The organism is Hyphomonas sediminis, from assembly GCF_019679475.1.
Lineage (GTDB): Bacteria > Pseudomonadota > Alphaproteobacteria > Caulobacterales > Hyphomonadaceae > Hyphomonas > Hyphomonas sediminis.
Map to the genome: position 1 here is coordinate 982,349 of NZ_JAIEZP010000001.1, position 17,789 is coordinate 1,000,137.

Annotated in this window: 19 protein-coding genes; 8 read left to right on the forward strand and 11 right to left on the reverse strand. The window is 63.4% G+C overall.

The window, feature by feature from the left end; translation table 11 throughout:
- The first annotated feature begins 12 nt into the window (after positions 1-12).
- Positions 13-1,509, forward strand: a complete 1,497-nt coding sequence (gene rpoN / locus K1X12_RS04980) for an RNA polymerase factor sigma-54 (RefSeq protein WP_220986525.1) — start codon at positions 13-15, stop codon at positions 1,507-1,509.
- Positions 1,510-1,591: 82 nt separating this feature from the next.
- Complete coding sequence (locus K1X12_RS04985) at positions 1,592-3,826, forward strand: fused MFS/spermidine synthase (RefSeq protein ID WP_220986526.1); 2,235 nt, start codon at positions 1,592-1,594, stop codon at positions 3,824-3,826.
- On the opposite strand, the gene rlmN is transcribed toward K1X12_RS04985, so the two are convergent.
- Entirely contained in the window at positions 3,823-4,983 is a 1,161-nt protein-coding gene (gene rlmN, locus K1X12_RS04990) for a dual-specificity RNA methyltransferase RlmN (protein ID WP_220986527.1), read from the reverse strand. The two genes, K1X12_RS04985 and rlmN, sit on opposite strands and share 4 nt — an antisense overlap.
- Before the next feature lie 187 nt (positions 4,984-5,170).
- Between rlmN and K1X12_RS04995 the strand changes: the two genes are divergently transcribed.
- On the forward strand, positions 5,171-5,806 hold the full coding sequence (locus tag K1X12_RS04995) for a YiaD family glycine zipper/OmpA-like lipoprotein (RefSeq protein WP_220986528.1): 636 nt from the start codon (positions 5,171-5,173) through the stop codon (positions 5,804-5,806).
- A gap of 74 nt (positions 5,807-5,880) precedes the next feature.
- On the opposite strand, the gene K1X12_RS05000 is transcribed toward K1X12_RS04995, so the two are convergent.
- Positions 5,881-6,396, reverse strand: a complete 516-nt coding sequence (locus K1X12_RS05000; RefSeq protein ID WP_225907874.1) for an invasion associated locus B family protein — start codon at positions 6,394-6,396, stop codon at positions 5,881-5,883.
- A 232-nt stretch (positions 6,397-6,628) separates the two neighbouring features.
- On the opposite strand from K1X12_RS05000, the gene K1X12_RS05005 reads away from it, so the two are divergent.
- Together K1X12_RS05005 and K1X12_RS05010 are read left to right on the forward strand one after the other, a co-directional pair.
- Positions 6,629-7,150 (forward strand): sigma-70 family RNA polymerase sigma factor, encoded by a 522-nt coding sequence (locus K1X12_RS05005; protein WP_225907875.1) that lies wholly within the window; start codon positions 6,629-6,631, stop codon positions 7,148-7,150.
- 90 nt (positions 7,151-7,240) lie between these two features.
- Positions 7,241-7,915 (forward strand): ChrR family anti-sigma-E factor, encoded by a 675-nt coding sequence (locus tag K1X12_RS05010; RefSeq protein WP_220986531.1) that lies wholly within the window; start codon positions 7,241-7,243, stop codon positions 7,913-7,915.
- A 4-nt stretch (positions 7,916-7,919) separates the two neighbouring features.
- Here K1X12_RS05010 and K1X12_RS05015 read toward each other — a convergent pair whose 3' ends face one another.
- Genes K1X12_RS05015 through K1X12_RS05025 form a run of 3 tightly spaced genes read right to left on the reverse strand, consistent with a single transcriptional unit; the run spans position 7,920 to position 9,644 of the window.
- A complete protein-coding gene (locus tag K1X12_RS05015) occupies positions 7,920-8,453 on the reverse strand; it encodes an RNA methyltransferase (protein ID WP_220986532.1) in 534 nt (177 codons plus the stop codon).
- 1 nt (position 8,454) lies between these two features.
- Positions 8,455-8,775 carry a hypothetical protein gene (locus tag K1X12_RS05020; RefSeq protein ID WP_220986533.1) on the reverse strand — a complete coding sequence of 107 codons (321 nt, stop codon included), beginning with the start codon at positions 8,773-8,775 and terminating at the stop codon, positions 8,455-8,457.
- A complete protein-coding gene (locus K1X12_RS05025; RefSeq protein WP_220986534.1) occupies positions 8,772-9,644 on the reverse strand; it encodes an isoaspartyl peptidase/L-asparaginase family protein in 873 nt (290 codons plus the stop codon). Before K1X12_RS05025 ends, K1X12_RS05020 begins: the two co-directional genes overlap by 4 nt.
- A 96-nt stretch (positions 9,645-9,740) precedes the next feature.
- Here K1X12_RS05025 and K1X12_RS05030 point away from each other — a divergent pair, with 96 nt between their 5' ends.
- Positions 9,741-10,730: an NADPH:quinone oxidoreductase family protein gene (locus K1X12_RS05030; RefSeq protein WP_220986535.1), complete on the forward strand. Its 990-nt coding sequence runs from the start codon at positions 9,741-9,743 to the stop codon at positions 10,728-10,730.
- A gap of 82 nt (positions 10,731-10,812) precedes the next feature.
- Here K1X12_RS05030 and K1X12_RS05035 read toward each other — a convergent pair whose 3' ends face one another.
- Both K1X12_RS05035 and dnaK read right to left on the reverse strand, forming a co-directional pair.
- The gene (locus K1X12_RS05035; RefSeq protein ID WP_220986536.1) at positions 10,813-11,226 is read right to left on the reverse strand and encodes a hypothetical protein; all 414 of its coding nucleotides are present in this window, start codon (positions 11,224-11,226) and stop codon (positions 10,813-10,815) included.
- Between the two features lie 368 nt (positions 11,227-11,594).
- A complete protein-coding gene (gene dnaK, locus K1X12_RS05040) occupies positions 11,595-13,490 on the reverse strand; it encodes a molecular chaperone DnaK (RefSeq protein ID WP_220986537.1) in 1,896 nt (631 codons plus the stop codon).
- Between the two features lie 283 nt (positions 13,491-13,773).
- Here dnaK and K1X12_RS05045 point away from each other — a divergent pair, with 283 nt between their 5' ends.
- Together K1X12_RS05045 and K1X12_RS05050 are read left to right on the forward strand one after the other, a co-directional pair.
- Positions 13,774-13,995: a DUF2061 domain-containing protein gene (locus tag K1X12_RS05045; protein ID WP_220986538.1), complete on the forward strand. Its 222-nt coding sequence runs from the start codon at positions 13,774-13,776 to the stop codon at positions 13,993-13,995.
- 93 nt (positions 13,996-14,088) lie between these two features.
- Positions 14,089-15,000, forward strand: coding sequence for an NHL repeat-containing protein (locus tag K1X12_RS05050; RefSeq protein ID WP_220986539.1), 912 nt, complete (start codon positions 14,089-14,091; stop codon positions 14,998-15,000).
- A gap of 18 nt (positions 15,001-15,018) precedes the next feature.
- Here the strand turns inward: K1X12_RS05050 and K1X12_RS05055 are convergent, their stop codons facing one another.
- The 4 genes from K1X12_RS05055 to K1X12_RS05070 form a co-directional block, all read right to left on the reverse strand.
- Complete coding sequence (locus tag K1X12_RS05055) at positions 15,019-15,579, reverse strand: nucleotide exchange factor GrpE (RefSeq protein ID WP_220986540.1); 561 nt, start codon at positions 15,577-15,579, stop codon at positions 15,019-15,021.
- Positions 15,579-16,667: a heat-inducible transcriptional repressor HrcA gene (gene hrcA, locus K1X12_RS05060; RefSeq protein WP_220986541.1), complete on the reverse strand. Its 1,089-nt coding sequence runs from the start codon at positions 16,665-16,667 to the stop codon at positions 15,579-15,581. Before hrcA ends, K1X12_RS05055 begins: the two co-directional genes overlap by 1 nt.
- A gap of 86 nt (positions 16,668-16,753) precedes the next feature.
- A complete protein-coding gene (locus K1X12_RS05065) occupies positions 16,754-17,467 on the reverse strand; it encodes an SdpI family protein (protein WP_220986542.1) in 714 nt (237 codons plus the stop codon).
- On the reverse strand, positions 17,464-17,760 hold the full coding sequence (locus K1X12_RS05070; RefSeq protein ID WP_220986543.1) for an autorepressor SdpR family transcription factor: 297 nt from the start codon (positions 17,758-17,760) through the stop codon (positions 17,464-17,466). Before K1X12_RS05070 ends, K1X12_RS05065 begins: the two co-directional genes overlap by 4 nt.
- Positions 17,761-17,789: the final 29 nt, after the last annotated feature.

Below are 17,789 nucleotides of genomic sequence, written 5' to 3' on the forward strand. Positions count from 1 at the left end.
GGGGCGCGGCCGATGGCCATGAAACAATCACTCGACATGCGCCAGGGCCAGTCCCTGGTGATGACGCCGCAGCTGCAGCAGGCCATCAAGCTGCTCCAGTTGTCGAACCAGGAACTTGCCGAATTCATCGAGACCGAGCTTGAGCGCAATCCGCTGCTCGTGAAGGTCGAGGATGAGGGCGGGGCAGGGCCTGCCGAAACAAGCGAAACCACGAACCGCGAAACGCTGCGGCTGGACGAGACCTCCGGGCTCGGAGAAGCGCGCGAGCAGCTGGACGCGCCGGGCGAAGATGTGTTCGAGCCAGGCACGGGATCGGATTCCGGCCTGTCTGCCGAAGGGAGCGGCCCGTCTGCGAGCACCGACTGGTCGAGCGTTTCCTCCGGGAGCAGCGGGGAAGACTTCGACTACGCCGCCAATGTTTCCAGCGATGTGACTTTGCAGGAGCACCTGCATTCGCAGCTGAGTTTTGCCGGCCTTTCGCCAGCTGATCGGCTGATTGCGGCGCGCCTGATCGATGAGACAGATGAGAGTGGCTATCTGCGTGCGCCGCTGGAAGACGTGGCCAAGGCGCTGGGCGCCGATATTGCCAATGTCGAGGCAGTGCTGACGGTTTGCCAGGGGTTTGACCCGACGGGCGTGATGGCGCGCTCCATTCCCGAATGCCTTGCGCTGCAGCTGAAAGACCGGGGTCGGTTTGACCCCGCCATGCAGGCAATGCTGGACAACCTGCATCTTGTCGCCAAGCACGACATGAAGGCGCTGATGGATGTATGCGGCGTCGACAAGGCCGACATGCAGGACATGCTGCTGGAGCTGCGCCAACTCTCGCCGAAGCCGGGCGCAGGCTTTTCCAGCGATACCACTGTGGCCGTGGCGCCGGATGTTTATGTCCGTGAACTGCCCAATGGCATGTTTGCCGTGGAGCTGAATTCCGACAACCTGCCGCGCGTGCTGATGGACAAGGCATATTATGCCGAGGTGACGGCCCTGCCGATGCGCGAGAAGGAAAAGGAATTCATTTCCGAATGCGCCGCGTCCGCAAGCTGGCTGGTCAAATCGCTCGACCAGCGCGCCCGCACGATCCTGAAAGTTGCCAGCGAGATCGTCCGCCAGCAGGACGGCTTCTTCGCGCATGGCGTGGCGCATCTGCGGCCACTGAACCTGAAACAGGTGGCCGACGCGATCGAGATGCACGAGTCGACCGTCAGCCGGGTGACGACCAACAAATACATGGCCACCCCGCGCGGCCTGTTCGAGTTCAAATACTTCTTCTCTGCCGCCATCCCGGCAACCGGGGGCGGGGAGGCGCATTCGGCCGAAGCCGTGCGCCACCGGATCAAGATGCTGATCGACGAGGAGTCCCCTGAGGACGTGCTGTCTGACGATCAGATCGTCGAGATCCTGACCGGCTTTGGCATCGACATCGCCCGCCGCACGGTGGCGAAGTATCGCGAGAGCCTCAACATCCCCTCCAGCGTCCAGCGCCGCCGGATGGGCAAGGCGAGCTAAGCGCCCTTACCCGTTCTGGCCGGTTCTGGAAGTGTTCCCTTAATCCGCCGCCGCTAGTCTGACGGGGATGGGAGAGCCTTCTATGACTGCAAAAGCTGCCGGCGGCCTGCTGCCCGAGAATATTGCCCTGCATCCGCGCGGCGCTGTGCCCTTCGTGGTGACGGTGTTCCTCTCGGCAGCGCTGGTTTTCCTCGTCCAGCCGATGTTTGCGCGCATGGCGACGCCGCTGCTGGGGGGCTCTCCGAATGTGTGGAACGTGTCGCTTGTCTGTTTCCAGGCCGCGCTCCTGGCAGGCTATGCCTATGCCCACCTCCTGACGCATCTCGTCAAATCGGTCCGCACGCAGGTGATTGTGCATGGCGCCTTTTTGCTTCTGGCGGCGCTGGTATTGCCCTTTGAGCTGAGCAGCGTGTTCGGGCCGCCAGATCCGTCACGCCCGGCGCTTTGGCTGATTGGCGTGTTTGCCGTGTCGATTGCGCCGCCTTTTGCGATCATCTCCGCCACCGCGCCGCTGATCCAGGCTTGGTATGCGCGCACAGGCCGGGCCGACGCGCATGATCCTTATCATCTGTATGCGGCCAGCAATGCCGGCTCCCTGTTGGGGCTGGCGGCCTATCCACTGGTTCTGGAACCGCTGGCGCCGCTGGCCGGGCAGGCGATGGCCTGGTCGGTAGGCTATGGCATTCTCCTGTTGTTGCTGGTCGGCTGCGGCCTGATTGCCATGCAGGGGAAGGGGGGCGCCATGGAAGGGCCGGCGCCAGAGCGCACGGCCGCCGCAGCGAAAACCGGCGCCGCGCTGTGGCGCCAGCGCGCCTGGTGGGTGGTGTTGGCGTTTGTGCCCTCAAGCCTGCTGGTGGGGGTGACGACGCATATCGCCACGGATGTGGCCAGTGCGCCGTTCCTTTGGGCGCCGCCGCTGATGCTGTATATCGCGAGCTTTATCGTGGTCTTCTCCAAGGCGCCGCTCATTCGTCTGGACCACGCCATTGCGCTGCTGCCAGTCATCGCGGGCCTTGCGCTCTTTGTGCTGACAAAGCTTTCTGGCGTACCGACATTGCTGAGCTTTGGGGTGCACCTTGCGTGCTTGTTCATCGCGGCGATTGCCTGCCATGGCCTGCTGGCGGCCGACCGCCCGGAGACGGGGCGGCTGACGGAGTTCTACCTGCTGATGTCGCTGGGCGGCGTTCTGGGCGGGGCGTTCAATGCGTTGCTTGTGCCAGTGATATTCACCAGCGTTGCCGAATACCCGCTGATGCTGATTGCGGCGATCCTGCTGGTGCCGCAACGCCACTGGATGGGGCCGGTGCATACGGTGGTGATCGCGGGCGTGGCGGTCGGCCTCGCCCTGATCGCGTTCTATGTTTATGAGGCCCCTTCGCTGTCGGCGCGGGCGCCGCGCTCGTTTTTCGTGTTGCTGACGATCGGGCTGGTGCTGCTTTATCTTGTTCGCCGCTCGCGCTTGTGCGGCGCGGTGGCGGCCGCCTCCATCTGGATGATCGGCGTGGCGGGCAGCCCGACGGTCGGTGCGTATGCGGAGCGAGGGTTCTTCGGGGTCGTCAAGGTGGACGATCAGGGGACCTATCGCACCATGGTGCATGGCACGACGCTGCACGGCGCGCAGGCGCTGGACGAAGACGCATTGCGGCCCGCGACTTATTATGCGCCGGAGACGCCGATCGGCCAGATCTTTGCGGCGCATACGCGCGCCGGGCGCGTTGGCGCGGTCGGGCTGGGGGTTGGCTCTGTGGCCTGCTATGCCTGGCCGGGGCAGCATTACACCTTTTATGAAATCGACCCGATTGTCGCCCGGTTGGCGCGCGACCCTGAGTGGTTCACCTTTCTTTCCGAATGTGCGCCGGATGCTGACATTGTTTTGGGGGATGGCCGCCTGACGCTGGCGGAGGAACCGGAAGACGCGTTCGACATCCTGCTGATTGATGCGTTCTCGTCGGACTCGGTGCCGGCCCACCTGCTGACGCGGGAAGCGGTGGCGCTCTATCTCTCGCGTATCAAGGAAGACGGCGTTGTGTTGCTGCATGTATCCAACCGCTACATGGCGCTGGAAGCCGTTGTGGCGCGGGTGGCCAGCGATCTTGGCGTGCCGGGGCGGATGCAGTTCCATACGATCCCTGAGCGCGGGCACCGGGCTTCTTCCAGTGCTGTCGTCGTGTTAGCGCGCAATGAGCTGGCGCTCGCCTCGCTGGACGCGGGCGGCAACTGGTCCGTGCTCGAAGGCGATGGTGGCCGTGCGTGGACGGACGACTATTCCAACATCCCCGGCGCGATCTGGGACCGCATGGTGAAAAAGATGCGTTAGGCTTCGGCTTCGCCGGCGAGCTTCTGCTTCAGGCGCTCGCTGGCGCGCACCTTCACGCTTTCCGAACGCAGCTGGCCGCAGGCGGCGAGGATGTCGCGTCCGCGCGGCGTGCGGATGGGCGAGGCATAGCCGGCGCGATTGAGCACTTCGGCAAAGCCTTCGATCGTTTCCCAGTCGGAGCATTCATACGGGCTGCCCGGCCAGGGGTTGAACGGGATGAGGTTGATCTTCGAGGGGATGCCCTTGAGCAGCTTCACGAGATCGCGCGCTTCGGCCAGCGTGTCGTTGACGCCCTTCAGCATGACATATTCGAAGGTGACGCGCTTGGAGTTTCCGAGGTCGGGATAGGCGCGGATGGCTTCAAACAGCGTCTGCAGATCGTATTTCTTGTTCAGCGGCACGAGCTCGTTGCGCAGGGCGTCATTCGTCGCGTGCAGCGAGATGGCGAGCATGGCGCCGGTGCGCTGGCCAAGCTCGGGGATCTTCGGGGCGACGCCGGCGGTGGACACCGTGATGCGGCGGCGGCCGATGGAGATGCCATCGCCATCGGAGATGGTGTCGATCGCCTCGGCGACATTGTCGAGATTGTAGAGCGGCTCGCCCATGCCCATGAAGACGATGTTCGTCAGGAGACGATCTTCATTCGAGGAGGGCCATTCGGCAAGCGCATCGCGGGCGATGATGACCTGCTGGACGATTTCCTGGGCGGTGAGATTGCGCACCAGCGCCTGCGTGCCGGTGTGGCAGAAGGTGCAGTTCAGCGTGCAGCCGACCTGGGAGGAGACGCAAAGCGCGCCCGCCTTGCCGACATCGGGGATATAGACGCTCTCGCCCTCAATGCCGGGAGCGTAGCGGGTGAGCCATTTCTGAGTGCCGTCGCGGCTGACCTGATGGTCGGCGACTTCCGGGCGGTCGAGCTCGAATTTCTCTTCCAGCTGGGCGCGCAGATCCTTGGCGATGTCGGTCATGCCGGCAAAATCGGTGACCCCGAAATGGTGAATCCAGCGGCGCAGCTGGCGCGCACGCATGGAGGCCGCCTTCGGCTCCAGGCCAAGGGCTTCCATTTCTGCCTTGAGGGCGGGAACCGAAAGGCCTGTCAGGCGTTTCTTGCCGGGCAGAGAGTTATTTCGGCGGCTGAGGTCGAGGGTCACGGTCATGCGCGGGCCTATAGCACGAGGCGCCAGACAAGGAAAACGGCGCAAACATGGACAGACTTTAACGCGCCAGAGTGCGAAAATCCCTTCATTTTAGAGGGGAAACAAAAAATCAGACGTCTGGTTGGCTCCCGTTCAGGTACGGCGTGCGACAGGCGGCAACATACTTCAGGCAAAGGGAGTCCTCCTCATGAAGAAGTCTATCCTCCTCGCAGCAGCTCTGGCGCTTCCGCTGGTGCATGCATGTGAAACCGGTCCCAGCCAGCGCGTCTGGACCACAACTGCAGCCGGCGCCATCCTTGGCGCAGGCGCCGGCATGATGGCTGGCGGCGACGACAAGCGGAACGCGGCCATCGGCGCAGCGGTCGGCGCAGTCGCCGGCGCAGGCGTTGGTGTCTACATGGACAAGCAGGAAGAAAAACTGCGTCAGCAGACTGCCGGTACGGGCATCGAGATCGAGCGTCAGGGTGACCAGCTCGCCCTCACCATGCCGTCGGGCATCACGTTCCGCCAAGGCAGCGCCGAGATCGATCCGTCCTTCTTCCAGGCGCTGAACAGTGTTGCGACCACGCTGGTCGAGTATCCCTCGACGGCTGTGGACATCCGTGGTCATGCCTCGTCCGAGGGGGACCGCGCGTTCAACCAGCGCCTGTCGCAACAGCGCGCAGACGCGGTCCGCAACTACCTGGCCAACCAGGGCGTTCAGGCTGTCCGCATGAGCTCGATCGGCATGGGCATTGATTATCCGGTGGCTGACAACTCGACCGAAGCCGGCCGTGTGCAGAACCGCCGTGTCGAAATCATCCTGACGCCGGTTACGCAGTAATCACTGCAGGTTCAGGAAACTGAGCAAATCGGGCGGCGGTCACTTTCCAGTGGCCGCCGCCTTTGCATTCGGGTCTAGCGGCAGGCTGCTTCGGCCTTCTCGATGGCATCGGAGGAGCCGCTGAGCGAGAAGCGGTAGGTGACGTTCGTGCCGCGGGCGGACCGGGCCGTCACGGTGAGGCTGGAGCCCTTGCGCAGCGCGTCGACGATGCGCGGATCATCGGCATCATCCGCGAAGGCTTCGCTGCCGGCTGCAAACATCTGCCAGGAGGAGCGGCCTACAGCTGTCTTGGGCGCCTTGCTGGTGCTGAGATCATAGGTGACGCGCAGGCTGGGCTGGTTCCGGGCCTGGCCGGATTTCCAGCTGGTGACGTAATACCAGACATCGCCATGCTTTACTGAAGAGGGGGCCTTCGAAGAGGCCTGAGTGACAGCATAGCAGACCAGGTCGCCGCCTTTTTCCTCGGTGAAGACCGACCATTCCTTGAACTTGCCCAAGGCCTTGGGTTCGGCAGCGGCGGAGCCCGCAAGCAATGCGGCCGAGATCACAAGCGTGAGAGGGCGAAGCAGTGTCGTTATTTTATGTTGCATGTTAAATAAAATACTCACACAGTACCTCCAGCGTTCCTGAATCCATACACTGGGGGGCGCTCCAAGCAAAACACCCTACACGAGCGTATCAGGGGAAATTCCAAGCGCCATGGTTGCTTTACGGTTTACGAAGGCAGACAATGACAGGCCGGCTTCCCGAAAGGCCAAGCGCTTGTTTGACCATACAGTCCGCACTGCGGATCCCGAATTGAGGGATCACCATGCCGATTGCATGGCGCAGATTGCAGACCGGCGCAGCCGGGGCGCCTTTGCAGATCTGTTCAGCTATTACGCGCCGCGCGTGAAATCCTTCATGCTGCGCCTTGGCGCGGGCGATGGGGAAGCCGAAGAATTGGCGCAGGAGGTGATGATCACCGTCTGGCAGAAGGCGGGGCTCTATGACCGGGCGCAGGCCTCGGTTTCGACATGGATCTTCAGGATCGCCCGCAATCGCCGGATCGACGCGCAGCGCCGCCAGCGCCGGCCGGAGCTTTCCCCCGACGACCCGGTGTTGTTGCCACCGGAAATCCAGACCCCGGACGAAATGATCGTTCGCGGCCAACTGGATGAGGTGGTACGCGAGCGGCTGGCCGGTCTGCCGCAGGACCAGCTGATCCTCGTGCAGGCAGCCTTCTATGACGGCCTCTCCCATTCAGAGATCGCGCGAGCGTTCAACCTGCCGCTCGGGACGGTAAAGTCTCGCATCCGCCTGGCTTTCAGCCGCCTCAAAGGAGAGCTGGAGGGGGGGGTATGACCCGCGTGCTGCAATCTCCGGCTGTGTTTGCTTGACGATGAGCCAAAGCGAACAATCTTTGCTCCAAGGATATGGGAACATCTGACACAAATGCCTTCTGCTTCGCCCAACACGTTCAGTGACCTCTACAGCGCCTATGCGGCCGGATGCCTCGATCCGGCCTTTGCCATGATGCTGGAGACCCAAAGCGCCGTGCGTTCGGATGTACGCCGGTCTGTGGTCGTCAGTGAAATGGTTTCCGGCAGCTTTCTTGATGCCGCGCCCGAAGCGGCGATGAGCGAAGGCGCACTGGAGCGGGCGCTGGCGATGGTGGACGCGCTGGAAATGCCGGCCGCTGCGCAGCGGGATGCCGGGCGCGCCGCCGGGGCAGCCCTCCGTGAACTGCTGGAATTGCCTGAGCCTGTGCGCGGCGCCGCGCTGGACGCTGCCGGGCGCGATGGCTGGCAGATGCTGGGGCTGGGCCTCAAACGCCTGAAGCTGGATGTGAGCGAGGCGATGGAAGTGGAGCTTTACCGCATCGCGCCGGGCGCGCGCATTCCGCGCCATTCCCATTCGGGCGCTGAGCTGACGATGGTGCTGTCGGGCGGCTTTACCGATGAGCGCGGCAATTATGGGCCGGGCGACATTTCGATGAACGGGCCGAGCGACACCCACCAGCCGGTGGCGGACGATGATGGCGTTTGCTATGCGCTGGCGATCCGCGATGGCGGGCTGCGCTTTACCGGCCTGATGGGCGCGATCCAGAAACTGCTTGGCGCGCGCTGAGCGCTCAATCTGCCGATTTGCGAGAACCTGTTTGAGATGGCAGCTTTCGGCGGCGCTGGCCTTCCGGGCCGCCCGGCATGATCGGGCGCGGGCCATAGCGGCCCATCGACAGGTGACGGTCGTACATTACCAGCGCGCCAGCAAGGCTGACATTGATGCAGAACTTGGTGGGGATCTTCACGACATGAACACAGCGCGCGAGCGCTTCGGGAGACAGGTTGCCCTTTTCGGGGCCGAGAATATAGGCTGCCTGCGGAGGATGCCGGAATTCCGGCAGCTCTACCGCGTCATCGGTCAGCTCGATCCCGACAAGCTGGCAGCCTCTGGGAAGCTGCATGTCATCCAGCGTGTCCCACTGATAATAAGGGATCTGGCTGGCGGACTTTGACGTGTCCGCGATGTTGGCGGTCTTCAGGCTGCGCGCAGCATCGATGGAGAAGACGAAGCTTGCACCGAAGGCGTGGGCCGTGCGCGTCAGGGCGCCGAGGTTCATGGGTTTTGAAATCCGCTCTGAACCGATGGCGAAATAACCGCGCATCTCAGAACACCCCCAGCCAGAACTTTCCGGCAGCGACGATGGCAAGGAGGACGACCGGGCCGCCCAGCGAGACGCGGCGGGCGAGTTTCATATGGGCGAGGGGATTGGGATATTCCGCCTCCAGATATTTGCGCGCGTCGGTATCGGCTTCGCCCCGACCCAGCGACAGGATGGCGGCGCGGTATTCAAGATCGTTCGGCCCGCCGCCGAACTTTGCAGCCAGCGCCCGGCGCAAAACGACCGAGATCATCATGCGCATCTGGGCGGCCAGCGCGAGGGCGAAGACGGCAATCACCGCCAGGGTCCAGAAAATAACGGTCACAGGAAAGTTGCCACTTCAAATCGGCCGCGCCAGTCGGCGAGGCCGCGTTTCAGTCCGCTGGAATTGAACCCAGCTGCGAGATCGCCATTGGCGGAGACGCCGATCATGCCGCCATTGCCGCCGAGGCGTTTGACATCGTCCAGCGCGCCCTTGAGGGCAGGGCCGAGCGTATCGCCGCCATAGCGGATGCGGGCGGAGACATCGGCGGCAGCATTGGCGCGCAGGAAGTATTCGCCAAGGCCGGTACAGGAAATGGCGCAGCGTTCGTCTGCCCAGGTGCCCGCGCCGATAACGGGCGTATCGCCGATGCGGCCGGGCGTCTTGGAGAGGACGCCGCCGGTGGACGTGGCGGCGGCAAGGTCGCCATAGATGTCGAGCGCGACGGCGCCGACTGTGCCCATCTGGACGCTGCCATCCTGGACGGTGTCTTCATCGACTGAGCCGTAATAGCTCGCCGGATCGGTGACGCGGGAAAGCCCGGCGGCGCCGGCGATGGCAGCGGCGCCCTTGCCGACGATCAGGACGTTGGGCGTCTTTTCCATGACGAGGCGGGCAGCACGGATCGGGCTTTCAAAGCCCTGCAGCGCGCCGACGGCGCCGGCGTTCCGCGTGCGCCCGTCCATGATGGCGGCGTCGAGTTCCCACTCCCCGGCGGTGTTGGGGCTGGCGCCCTTGCCGGCGACGTAAAGGCCGGAGGCTTCCAGGTCGATCACCATGGCTTCGACGACATCAAGCGCGGCTTCACCGCCTGCGAGCGCCTCGGCGCCGCGTTTCAGCAGGGCGGAGAGGTGCGCTTCTTCGGGTGCATAGTCGCGGCCAGGGATCGGTCCGGCGCCGCCATGGATGGCGAGAGCCCAGATTTTCGACATCGCGCAGTTCCTTTCCCCTAGCGTCAGGCTTGGCGCCTGCCTGCCGCATCGCTACCGTCTGAAGGTCGAAACAACAAGCTCGGAAGGGAGAGGCATATGAAAGCCGTTCTGTCGAAAGAAGTGGGCGGACCAGAGACGCTGGTGATCGAGGAGGCCCCCGTGCCAACCCCCGGCAAGGGGCAGGTTCTGGTGCAGGTAAAGGCCTGCGGCGTGAATTATCCCGACGTGCTGATCATTCAGGACCTCTACCAGTTCAAACCGCCGCGCCCGTTTTCGCCAGGTGGCGAGATTGCCGGGATCGTGGCCTCGGTGGGCGAGGGCGTTGCGCATGTGAAGGTGGGCGACCGCGTGCTGGCCTCGACCGGCAATGGCGGCATGGCCGAATATGCGCTGGCCGCCGCCCATGCCGTGATGCCGATCCCCGAAGGCATGCCATTCGAGGAGGCTGCTGCCTTCCTGATGACCTATGGCACCTCCTATTACGCCATCAAGGACCGGGGCGACCCGAAGCCGGGCGAGAAGCTGCTCGTGCTGGGCGCTGCGGGCGGCGTAGGCATTGCGGCGGTGGAACTGGGCAAGGCGATGGGCCTGGAAGTGATCGCGGCCTGCTCCAGCCAGGAGAAGGTGGATTTCTGCCTCTCGAAAGGCGCCGACAAGGGCCTTGTCTATGCGCGCGAACTTGACCGCGATGGGCAGAAGAAATTCTCCGACGACATCAAGACTGTTTCCGGCGGCGGCGTGGACATCATCTATGACGCGGTGGGCGGCAATTATGCCGAGCCCGCTGTGCGCGCGATGAACTGGGAAGGCCGCTTCCTGGTGATCGGCTTCCCGGCAGGCATCCCCAAACTGCCGCTGAACCTGACGCTTCTGAAAAGCTGCGATGTGCGCGGCGTGTTCTGGGGCGCGGCGGTTGCCCGCGATCCCAAGGCGCATGCGCAGAACGTCAAGGAACTGTTCGACCTCTACAAGGCAGGCAAGATCCGCCCGCATGTTTCCAACACCTATCCGATGGAGCAGGCCGCCGATGCGATCCGTGAACTGCAGGACCGCAAGGCGCAAGGCAAGGTCGTGGTGACGATGTAATCGCCAGCGCCTTTGCCCGGCGCAGCCCTTGGGCTGCCCGGCAAAATGCGTCTCCCCGGTAATCCGGGGACGGCAGAAAAAGCTAAGACGTGTCGGGGCGGGCTGCCAAAGCCTGCCCCGATTGCGTTTGGGGCATCGGCGCGATGCCCGCTACAGGCACGGGCACAGATACGAATACGGACGCGGCGTCTTCATCGCAGAACGCATCAGACAGGCAGGCGCGCGTCAGGCCGCAGGCATAGTCATACCCGGCGGGCGCATAAGAGGCCGGCGCAGCAAAGCTCAGCGTGGAGTCTGTCGGCAGACGGCGCAGGCGCACCCGGCCAAACTTCGAAATGGTGATCCAGTAAGGCACGCCGCGGCCATAGTGCTGCCGCACCCAATCGCGCAGGGCGATCAGCTGCACATAGATCAGCGGCCAGAGCAGGCGCTGAAGCAGGCTGAGGCCCGGCAGCGGGGAGGAAAAGGCGTAGTCCATAGGCGGAGGATGGAGCATGGGCAGCCCTGCCGGACAGGCGGGGCGGGATCTGTCGCGTGTATGGGGATTAGGTGTTGGATAGGGCGCGGGGTTTCCTCGGCGTTGGGCCGCTGAGAGACCAGGTTCGTCTTCCCGGAAAGCGCGAATGCGCTTGTCCGGGACCCAGTGAGGGATTGTTTTGGGGCTTTCTGGGTCCCGGATATTTGCTGTGCAAATTCCGGGATGACGGGGCGCGGGCGCGTGACTGCGCGGGCGAGCGGAAGGCCCGTTGGAGCTTTTTCCGGAAAACTCCAAAAAAACTCCAACGGGACTCCAAGCGTGCGACAAAAGAAAAACCCCGCCGGAGCGATCCGGCGGGGTTTTGTCTTTGGGCGGAGGGCCGCTGATTACTTGCGGTCGTCGACTTCTTCGAAGTCGGCATCGACCACATCGTCATTGCCCGACGCGGCAGGCTCTTCGCCTTCGCTTTCGCCCGCGCCCTGAGCGGCGTAGATGGCTTCGCCGAGTTTCATTGCAGCGCTCATCAGCGCCTGATGCTTGGCGGCGATGTCGGCGGCGTTGTCGGTTTCCACCGCCGCGCGCAGGTCGGTGATGGCTGTCTCAATGTCGCCTTTGACCGCATCAGAGACTTTCGAGCCATGCTCTTCAAGCTGCTTTTCGGTCTGATGGATCAGGGCTTCGCCATGGTTTTTCGCTTCGACCAGTTCGCGGCGCGCCTTGTCGGCGCCGGCATTGGCTTCGGCATCGGCCACCATCTTCTTGATGTCGGCTTCGGAGAGACCGCCATCTGCCTGGATGGTGATCTGCTGCTCCTTGCCGGTTGCCTTGTCCTTGGCCGAAACCGAGACGATGCCGTTGGCGTCGATGTCGAACGTAACTTCGATCTGCGGCAGGCCGCGGGGGGCAGGGGCAATGCCTTCGAGGTTGAACTGGCCGAGCTGTTTGTTGTCGCTCGCCATTTCGCGCTCGCCCTGGGCGACCTTGATGGTCACGGCAGGCTGGTTGTCCTCAGCCGTCGAGAAGACCTGGGATTTCTTCGTCGGGATCGTGGTGTTGCGCTCGATGAGGCGTGTGAAGACGCCGCCAAGCGTTTCGATGCCGAGCGACAGCGGGGTCACGTCGAGAAGGACAACATCCTTCACGTCGCCCTGCAGGACGCCGCCCTGGATCGCGGCGCCGATGGCGACCACTTCATCCGGGTTCACACCTTTGTGCGGCTCGCGGCCGAAGAATTTCTTCACCGCTTCCTGCACGGCCGGCATACGCGTCATACCGCCGACAAGGACGACTTCGTCGATCTCGGACGGGGACTTGCCAGCGTCTTTGAGGGCTTTCTGGCACGGCTCGATGGTGCGCTTGACGAGGTCTTCGACAAGGCTTTCGAACTTGGCGCGGGTCAGCTTGATGTTGAGGTGTTTCGGACCCGTGGCGTCTGCCGTGATGAAGGGCAGGTTCACTTCATACTGGGTGGCCGAAGACAGCTCTTTCTTTGCCTTCTCGGCTTCTTCCTTCAGACGCTGCAGGGCGAGCTTGTCCGTTTTCAGGTCAATGCCCTGCTCTTTCTTGAATTCGGCTGCGAGGAAGTCGACGACGCGCAGGTCGAAGTCTTCACCGCCGAGGAAGGTGTCGCCATTGGTGGAGAGCACTTCGAACACACCGTCGCCGATTTCGAGGAGCGAGACGTCGAACGTGCCGCCGCCAAGGTCGTAGACGGCGATCGTCTTGTTGCCGCCTTTGTCGAGACCGTAGGCGAGGGCTGCTGCGGTCGGCTCGTTGATGATGCGCAGCACTTCGAGGCCGGCGATGCGGCCAGCGTCTTTGGTAGCCTGGCGCTGGGCGTCGTTGAAGTAGGCCGGAACGGTGATGACGGCCTGGGTGACCTTGGAGCCGAGATAGGCTTCAGCGGTCTCTTTCATCTTCGTCAGGATGAAGGCCGAGATTTCCTGGGGCGCGTAATCCTTGTCGCGGCCTTTGACCCAGGCGTCGCCCGTGGGGCCCTTCACGATGGCGAAGGGGGACAGTTCCTTGTCCTTCTGTGCGGTCGGATCGTCAAAGGTGCGGCCAATCAGGCGCTTGATGGCGTAGAAGGTGAAGTCCGGGTTGGTCACGGCCTGACGGCGTGCGGGCTGGCCGATGAGGCGTTCGCCGCCATCGGTGAAGGCGACCACGGAGGGGGTGGTGCGGGCGCCTTCTGCGTTTTCGATGACCTTTGCCTGGCCGCCTTCCATGACGGCGACGCACGAGTTGGTGGTGCCAAGGTCGATGCCGATGATTTTGCTCATGTGTTACTCTCTCTTTCGTCAGCCGCCACTGGCTTCATTTGGGTTCGGTCTGCTCAGCAGCCCCGTGCCGCCAATGGCTCTTCAAGGTTTGATTTTCGAGCAGCGAGTTGGGCGTTTAAATCCGCTCGCTTCTTTCGCCTCGATATGGGGAACTGTAGGTCAGGCTCAAGAGGGCGTGACAGAAATGGCCATAGGCGGGCTCTATGACGCGCACAACCCGTATCAATTTGAAAATGGTTCTCAAAATGGCCATATAGAGGGCCTGACAACAAGGTTTGCGCTCATGCCCCGGCCCGCCCTCAAGACACTGACTTACAGCGCGATGCACTTCTGCGTCGCCATAAGTGTCGCCTTTGTGCTGACCGGCAGCTGGAAGGCCGCGCTGGCGATCGGCATGATCGAGCCGCTGATCCAGACGGTGGCCTATGCGCTGCATGAGCGGGTGTGGGAACGGCTGGGAATGGCGCGGGCGCCTGCAGCGGCGGAGCCTGCGCAGACCGCCTGACCTGTCGCAAACGCATGAGAAAAGCCCGGATTTTATCTGGTCAGCCCTGGAACGCTGGGGCATGGTCCGGCCCAGATAATCGGGGAGGATTTCATGCGTTTCCAGGCTTTTGCTGCAGCCTCAGTGCTCATTCTGGCGGGGTGTTCTGCCGGCGCGCCGCCGACAGAGGAGGCCGGTGCAGTTGAGGTGGCCGCCGCGGCGAACGCTGCAGGTGAAGGCATGACGGCGGCAGCAACGGCGCCGCGGCTGGAACAGCTCTGGGTGCAGGAAGGCTTCGAGCAGCCCGAAGGCGCCGCGATTGGTCCGGAAGGAAACTATTTCATTTCCAATGTGGCGGGCGAAAGCTCTGCCAGGGATGGCAACGGGTACATCTCAAAACTCGCGCCCGATGGCGCGGTGCTGATGCTGCGCTGGGCCGAAGGGCTGGACGCGCCCAAGGGCATGACCGTGCTGGGCGATACGCTTTACGTCGCTGACCTCGACCGCGTGGTGATGTTCGACGTGCATGACGGGACGGAGCGCGGCGCTGTCAGCGTCGAGGGTGCCAAATTTCTCAACGACATGACGGTCTGGAACGGCGATGTGCTGGTTTCCGATTCCGGCACGGCCTCGATCCACGAGATTACTCCGGATGGCGCTGAGCTGCTGGGTGCTTCTGCCGATTGGGACCGCATCAACGGCCTGCTGGGGGATGGGGACCGGCTGCTGATCGCAACGATGACCGCAGGAAACCTGATCGACCTGCGCAGCGCCGATTCCGAAGACATTATCGCGAGTGGCATGATCAATGCCGATGGCATCGGCCTGGTGCCTGGCGGCGGGTATCTGGTCTCCAGCTGGCCGGGGCAGATCCATTATGTCAGCGAAGAGGGGCAGGTAACGACGCTGCTCGACACCGAGGCGGAAGGCGTTCTGCAGAACGACCTCTCCGTGTTCGGCGATGTGGTGATCGTGCCGAACATGCTGCCGGGAACAGTTACGGCGTGGCGGGTGGCGCGGGACTAAGCCCGCACTGTCATCGCATCAGTTCGCCGGGCCGGTGCTGACGGCGACCATGGCGGCGCGCAGGGTGCGTTCGCCAATGCGCCAGCCGGGCTGGAATAGCTGGGCGATGGTGCCGGAGGGTTGGGGCGAGGGGATCTGCGCCACGGCCTGATGCACGTTCGGATCGAAGGCGGCGCCGGGATCAGCGGCAATCGGCGCAACGCCGTGACGGCCAAGCACGGTGTGCAGTTCCTTCGCCGTCATTTCGATACCCCCGAGCAGGTTCTTGCCAGCGTCTGTGAGGCTTTCGCGTTCGCTTTCGGGCAGGGCTTCGAGGGCGCGGGCGAGGTTGTCGGCCACGCTGAGCAGGTCACCTGCAAACTTCTCGATCGCGTAGACGCGCGCTTCGCTGACCTGCCGGTCGGCGCGCTTGCGGGTGTTGTCCAGATCGGCCAGCAGGCGGAGGATCTGGCCATTCATTTCCGCCTTTTCCGCTTCCAGCTTCAGGATCGTTTCTTCCGGCGCTACAGACGCGTCTGTTTCCGGCGTCTGGGCGGCGTCGATTTCAGCGGTTTCGCCCGGTTTGTTTTCGTCGCTCATCATTTCCCATCCTTTCCGCGCCGGGAGGAGAGGATTTCCCCCACCACCTTGGCGGTATAATCAACCATCGGGATCACCCGGGCGTAGTTCAGCCGCGTTGGGCCAATCACGCCGAGGGCGCCGATCACCTGTTTCGTGCCGCCCATATAGGGTGCCACAATGACACTTGAACCAGAGAGCGGGAAAAGCCTGTTCTCCGACCCGATGAACAGGCGAATGCCGCCCGCTTCGCGCGTTGTATCGAGAATATCAAGCAGGCTTTGCTGGCGTTCCAGCTCGTTGAACAATTGCCGCACCCGGTCGAGGTCGTTGGCGGCCTTGGCGTCTTCCAGCAGGTTGGCGCGTCCGCGCACGATCAGGCTGCGGCCCCGGCCGGGGGCTTCGCCACCCCATTCGGCAAGGCCGGCCTCGACCAGCGAGGCGGTGGCCGCATCCAGCTGGGCGCGGCGTTCCTGCAATTCGGCGCGCACTTCGCTGGACGCTTCGGCCAGCGTGCGGCCCTTGAGCCGCGTGGAGAGATAGTTGCCCGCTTCGATCAGCGAGGTGGCGGGCAGGCCTTCGGGCACTCGGATGACGCGGTTTTCCACGTCGCCGTCATCGGTCACCAGGATGCAGAGCGCGTCGCCTCCGGCCAGAGGCACGAATTCGACATGGCGCACGGCCGCGTCGCGGGTGGGCGAGGCAACAAGGCCTGCGCCGCCGGCGAGGCCGGAGAGAATGTCGGAGGCTTCGCCCAGAACTGCTTCGAGATCGGTTCCAGCCGAGCTGAGCCGATCATCGATCAGTTTCTTGTCGTCGCGTGAGGGGTCGCCATACTCAAGGAAGCCATCGACGAAGAGACGCAGGCCCCGGTGGGTGGGGGCGCGGCCCGCTGAGATGTGCGGGGCGTCCAGAAGGCCCAGTTCTGTCAGGTCGGCCATGACATTGCGAATGGAGGCCGGGGAGAGGGAAATGCCGCTTTTCGACAACGTGCGCGAGCCGACAGGCTCGCCTGTCGCCAGATAGCCCTCGACGATCTCCCGGAATATGTCCCGCGAGCGCTGGTCGAGGCGCTGCATCAAGCTCTGAATGTCCGACTTCTCCGCCATGTCTCTGGATTAAGGGCGGAATTTGCGCCGTTCAATAGGGCGAGACCTTTCGGCCCCGCCCTTGGAGATTTTGGGGGTGGGCCGCGTCAGATCGTGAGCCCTGTGCCGGCGTCCCGGTCGCTGGCGCCGCGCCAGGCGAAGTAGGAGTAGACCACCGATGCAAGGGCGACGCTGATCACCAGGACGCTGAGCTGCAGGGCCAGCCAGATGCCGCTGAAGACAAAAGCGCCGAGGAGGCCCAAACCGCCTGCCAGCATGAAGAGGGGGCCCGCAAACCGGTGGGTCTTCTCCCAGGCGGTGTCGGACGACAGCGTCCAGGGCGTGCGGATGCCGAACATGAAGCTGGGCCGTGTCTTGGGTAGGTAATTCCCGATCACAATGAACAGCGCGGCGCAGGCGGCAATGATCAGGCGGACGGCCATGCTGGACGGTTCGGCGTCCGCGCCGGATTTCAGCATGCTGACCGAGATGCCGCCCTGCACCAAAACGAGCACGAAAAGGGTGGCGATCCAGGTGGCCAGGTAGGCGCGGCGGCCGGTTTCGATGTTCTGCTTGCGCGGGTCAATCAATGGTACCAGCGCCAGGATCAGGCTGATGAACAGGATCGAGCCGGGCAAGATGGCGAGATAGATCCACGCTTCCGATTTGGCAGCGAACTGATCTGCGCGCCCATCCGGGCCCCAATGGACGGGAACTTCGCCGACTGCGGGCAGGGCGTTCCATGTGTAGAGCGCGGCCCCTGCTGTCAGCAGGAAGGCGATGGCCGATGCGATCAGGCCTGTGCGGATAAAGGGTTTCATTCGGCTGCCTCCTTGATGTCGTCGTCGCCATTGTCCCGGCCGAGAAGGCCGAGCAGGGCGGATGCTGCATCTTCCAGAACGCTGGTGTTCACCCGGTAGAGGATCTGGTTGCCCTGACGCTCTGCTGTGATGAGGTCTGCCTCTTTAAGGACCGCGAGATGCCGGCTCATGGTGGGCCAGCTTGCCTCAAACTCGGCGGCGAGATCCCCGGCAAGGCGCGGGCCTTTGCGGAGCATCGCAAGGATCTGCCGCCGCGCCGGGTGCGCAAGAGCTTTGAAGACGTTGTTTTCCACAGCCGCTAATTAGCAAAATTGCTAATTAG

Excerpts from the sequence above, each read along its gene's own strand:
- rpoN (WP_220986525.1), top strand. The coding sequence starts at position 13 with ATGGCCATGAAACAATCACTCGACATGCGCCAGGGCCAGTCCCTGGTG.
- K1X12_RS04985 (WP_220986526.1), top strand. The coding sequence starts at position 1,592 with ATGACTGCAAAAGCTGCCGGCGGCCTGCTGCCCGAGAATATTGCCCTG.
- rlmN (WP_220986527.1), bottom strand. The coding sequence starts at position 4,983 with ATGACCGTGACCCTCGACCTCAGCCGCCGAAATAACTCTCTGCCCGGC.
- K1X12_RS04995 (WP_220986528.1), top strand. The coding sequence starts at position 5,171 with ATGAAGAAGTCTATCCTCCTCGCAGCAGCTCTGGCGCTTCCGCTGGTG.
- K1X12_RS05000 (WP_225907874.1), bottom strand. The coding sequence starts at position 6,396 with ATGCAACATAAAATAACGACACTGCTTCGCCCTCTCACGCTTGTGATC.
- K1X12_RS05005 (WP_225907875.1), top strand. The coding sequence starts at position 6,629 with ATGGCGCAGATTGCAGACCGGCGCAGCCGGGGCGCCTTTGCAGATCTG.
- K1X12_RS05010 (WP_220986531.1), top strand. The coding sequence starts at position 7,241 with ATGCCTTCTGCTTCGCCCAACACGTTCAGTGACCTCTACAGCGCCTAT.
- K1X12_RS05015 (WP_220986532.1), bottom strand. The coding sequence starts at position 8,453 with ATGCGCGGTTATTTCGCCATCGGTTCAGAGCGGATTTCAAAACCCATG.
- K1X12_RS05025 (WP_220986534.1), bottom strand. The coding sequence starts at position 9,644 with ATGTCGAAAATCTGGGCTCTCGCCATCCATGGCGGCGCCGGACCGATC.
- K1X12_RS05030 (WP_220986535.1), top strand. The coding sequence starts at position 9,741 with ATGAAAGCCGTTCTGTCGAAAGAAGTGGGCGGACCAGAGACGCTGGTG.
- K1X12_RS05035 (WP_220986536.1), bottom strand. The coding sequence starts at position 11,226 with ATGCTCCATCCTCCGCCTATGGACTACGCCTTTTCCTCCCCGCTGCCG.
- dnaK (WP_220986537.1), bottom strand. The coding sequence starts at position 13,490 with ATGAGCAAAATCATCGGCATCGACCTTGGCACCACCAACTCGTGCGTC.
- K1X12_RS05045 (WP_220986538.1), top strand. The coding sequence starts at position 13,774 with ATGCCCCGGCCCGCCCTCAAGACACTGACTTACAGCGCGATGCACTTC.
- K1X12_RS05050 (WP_220986539.1), top strand. The coding sequence starts at position 14,089 with ATGCGTTTCCAGGCTTTTGCTGCAGCCTCAGTGCTCATTCTGGCGGGG.
- K1X12_RS05055 (WP_220986540.1), bottom strand. The coding sequence starts at position 15,579 with ATGAGCGACGAAAACAAACCGGGCGAAACCGCTGAAATCGACGCCGCC.
- hrcA (WP_220986541.1), bottom strand. The coding sequence starts at position 16,667 with ATGGCGGAGAAGTCGGACATTCAGAGCTTGATGCAGCGCCTCGACCAG.
- K1X12_RS05065 (WP_220986542.1), bottom strand. The coding sequence starts at position 17,467 with ATGAAACCCTTTATCCGCACAGGCCTGATCGCATCGGCCATCGCCTTC.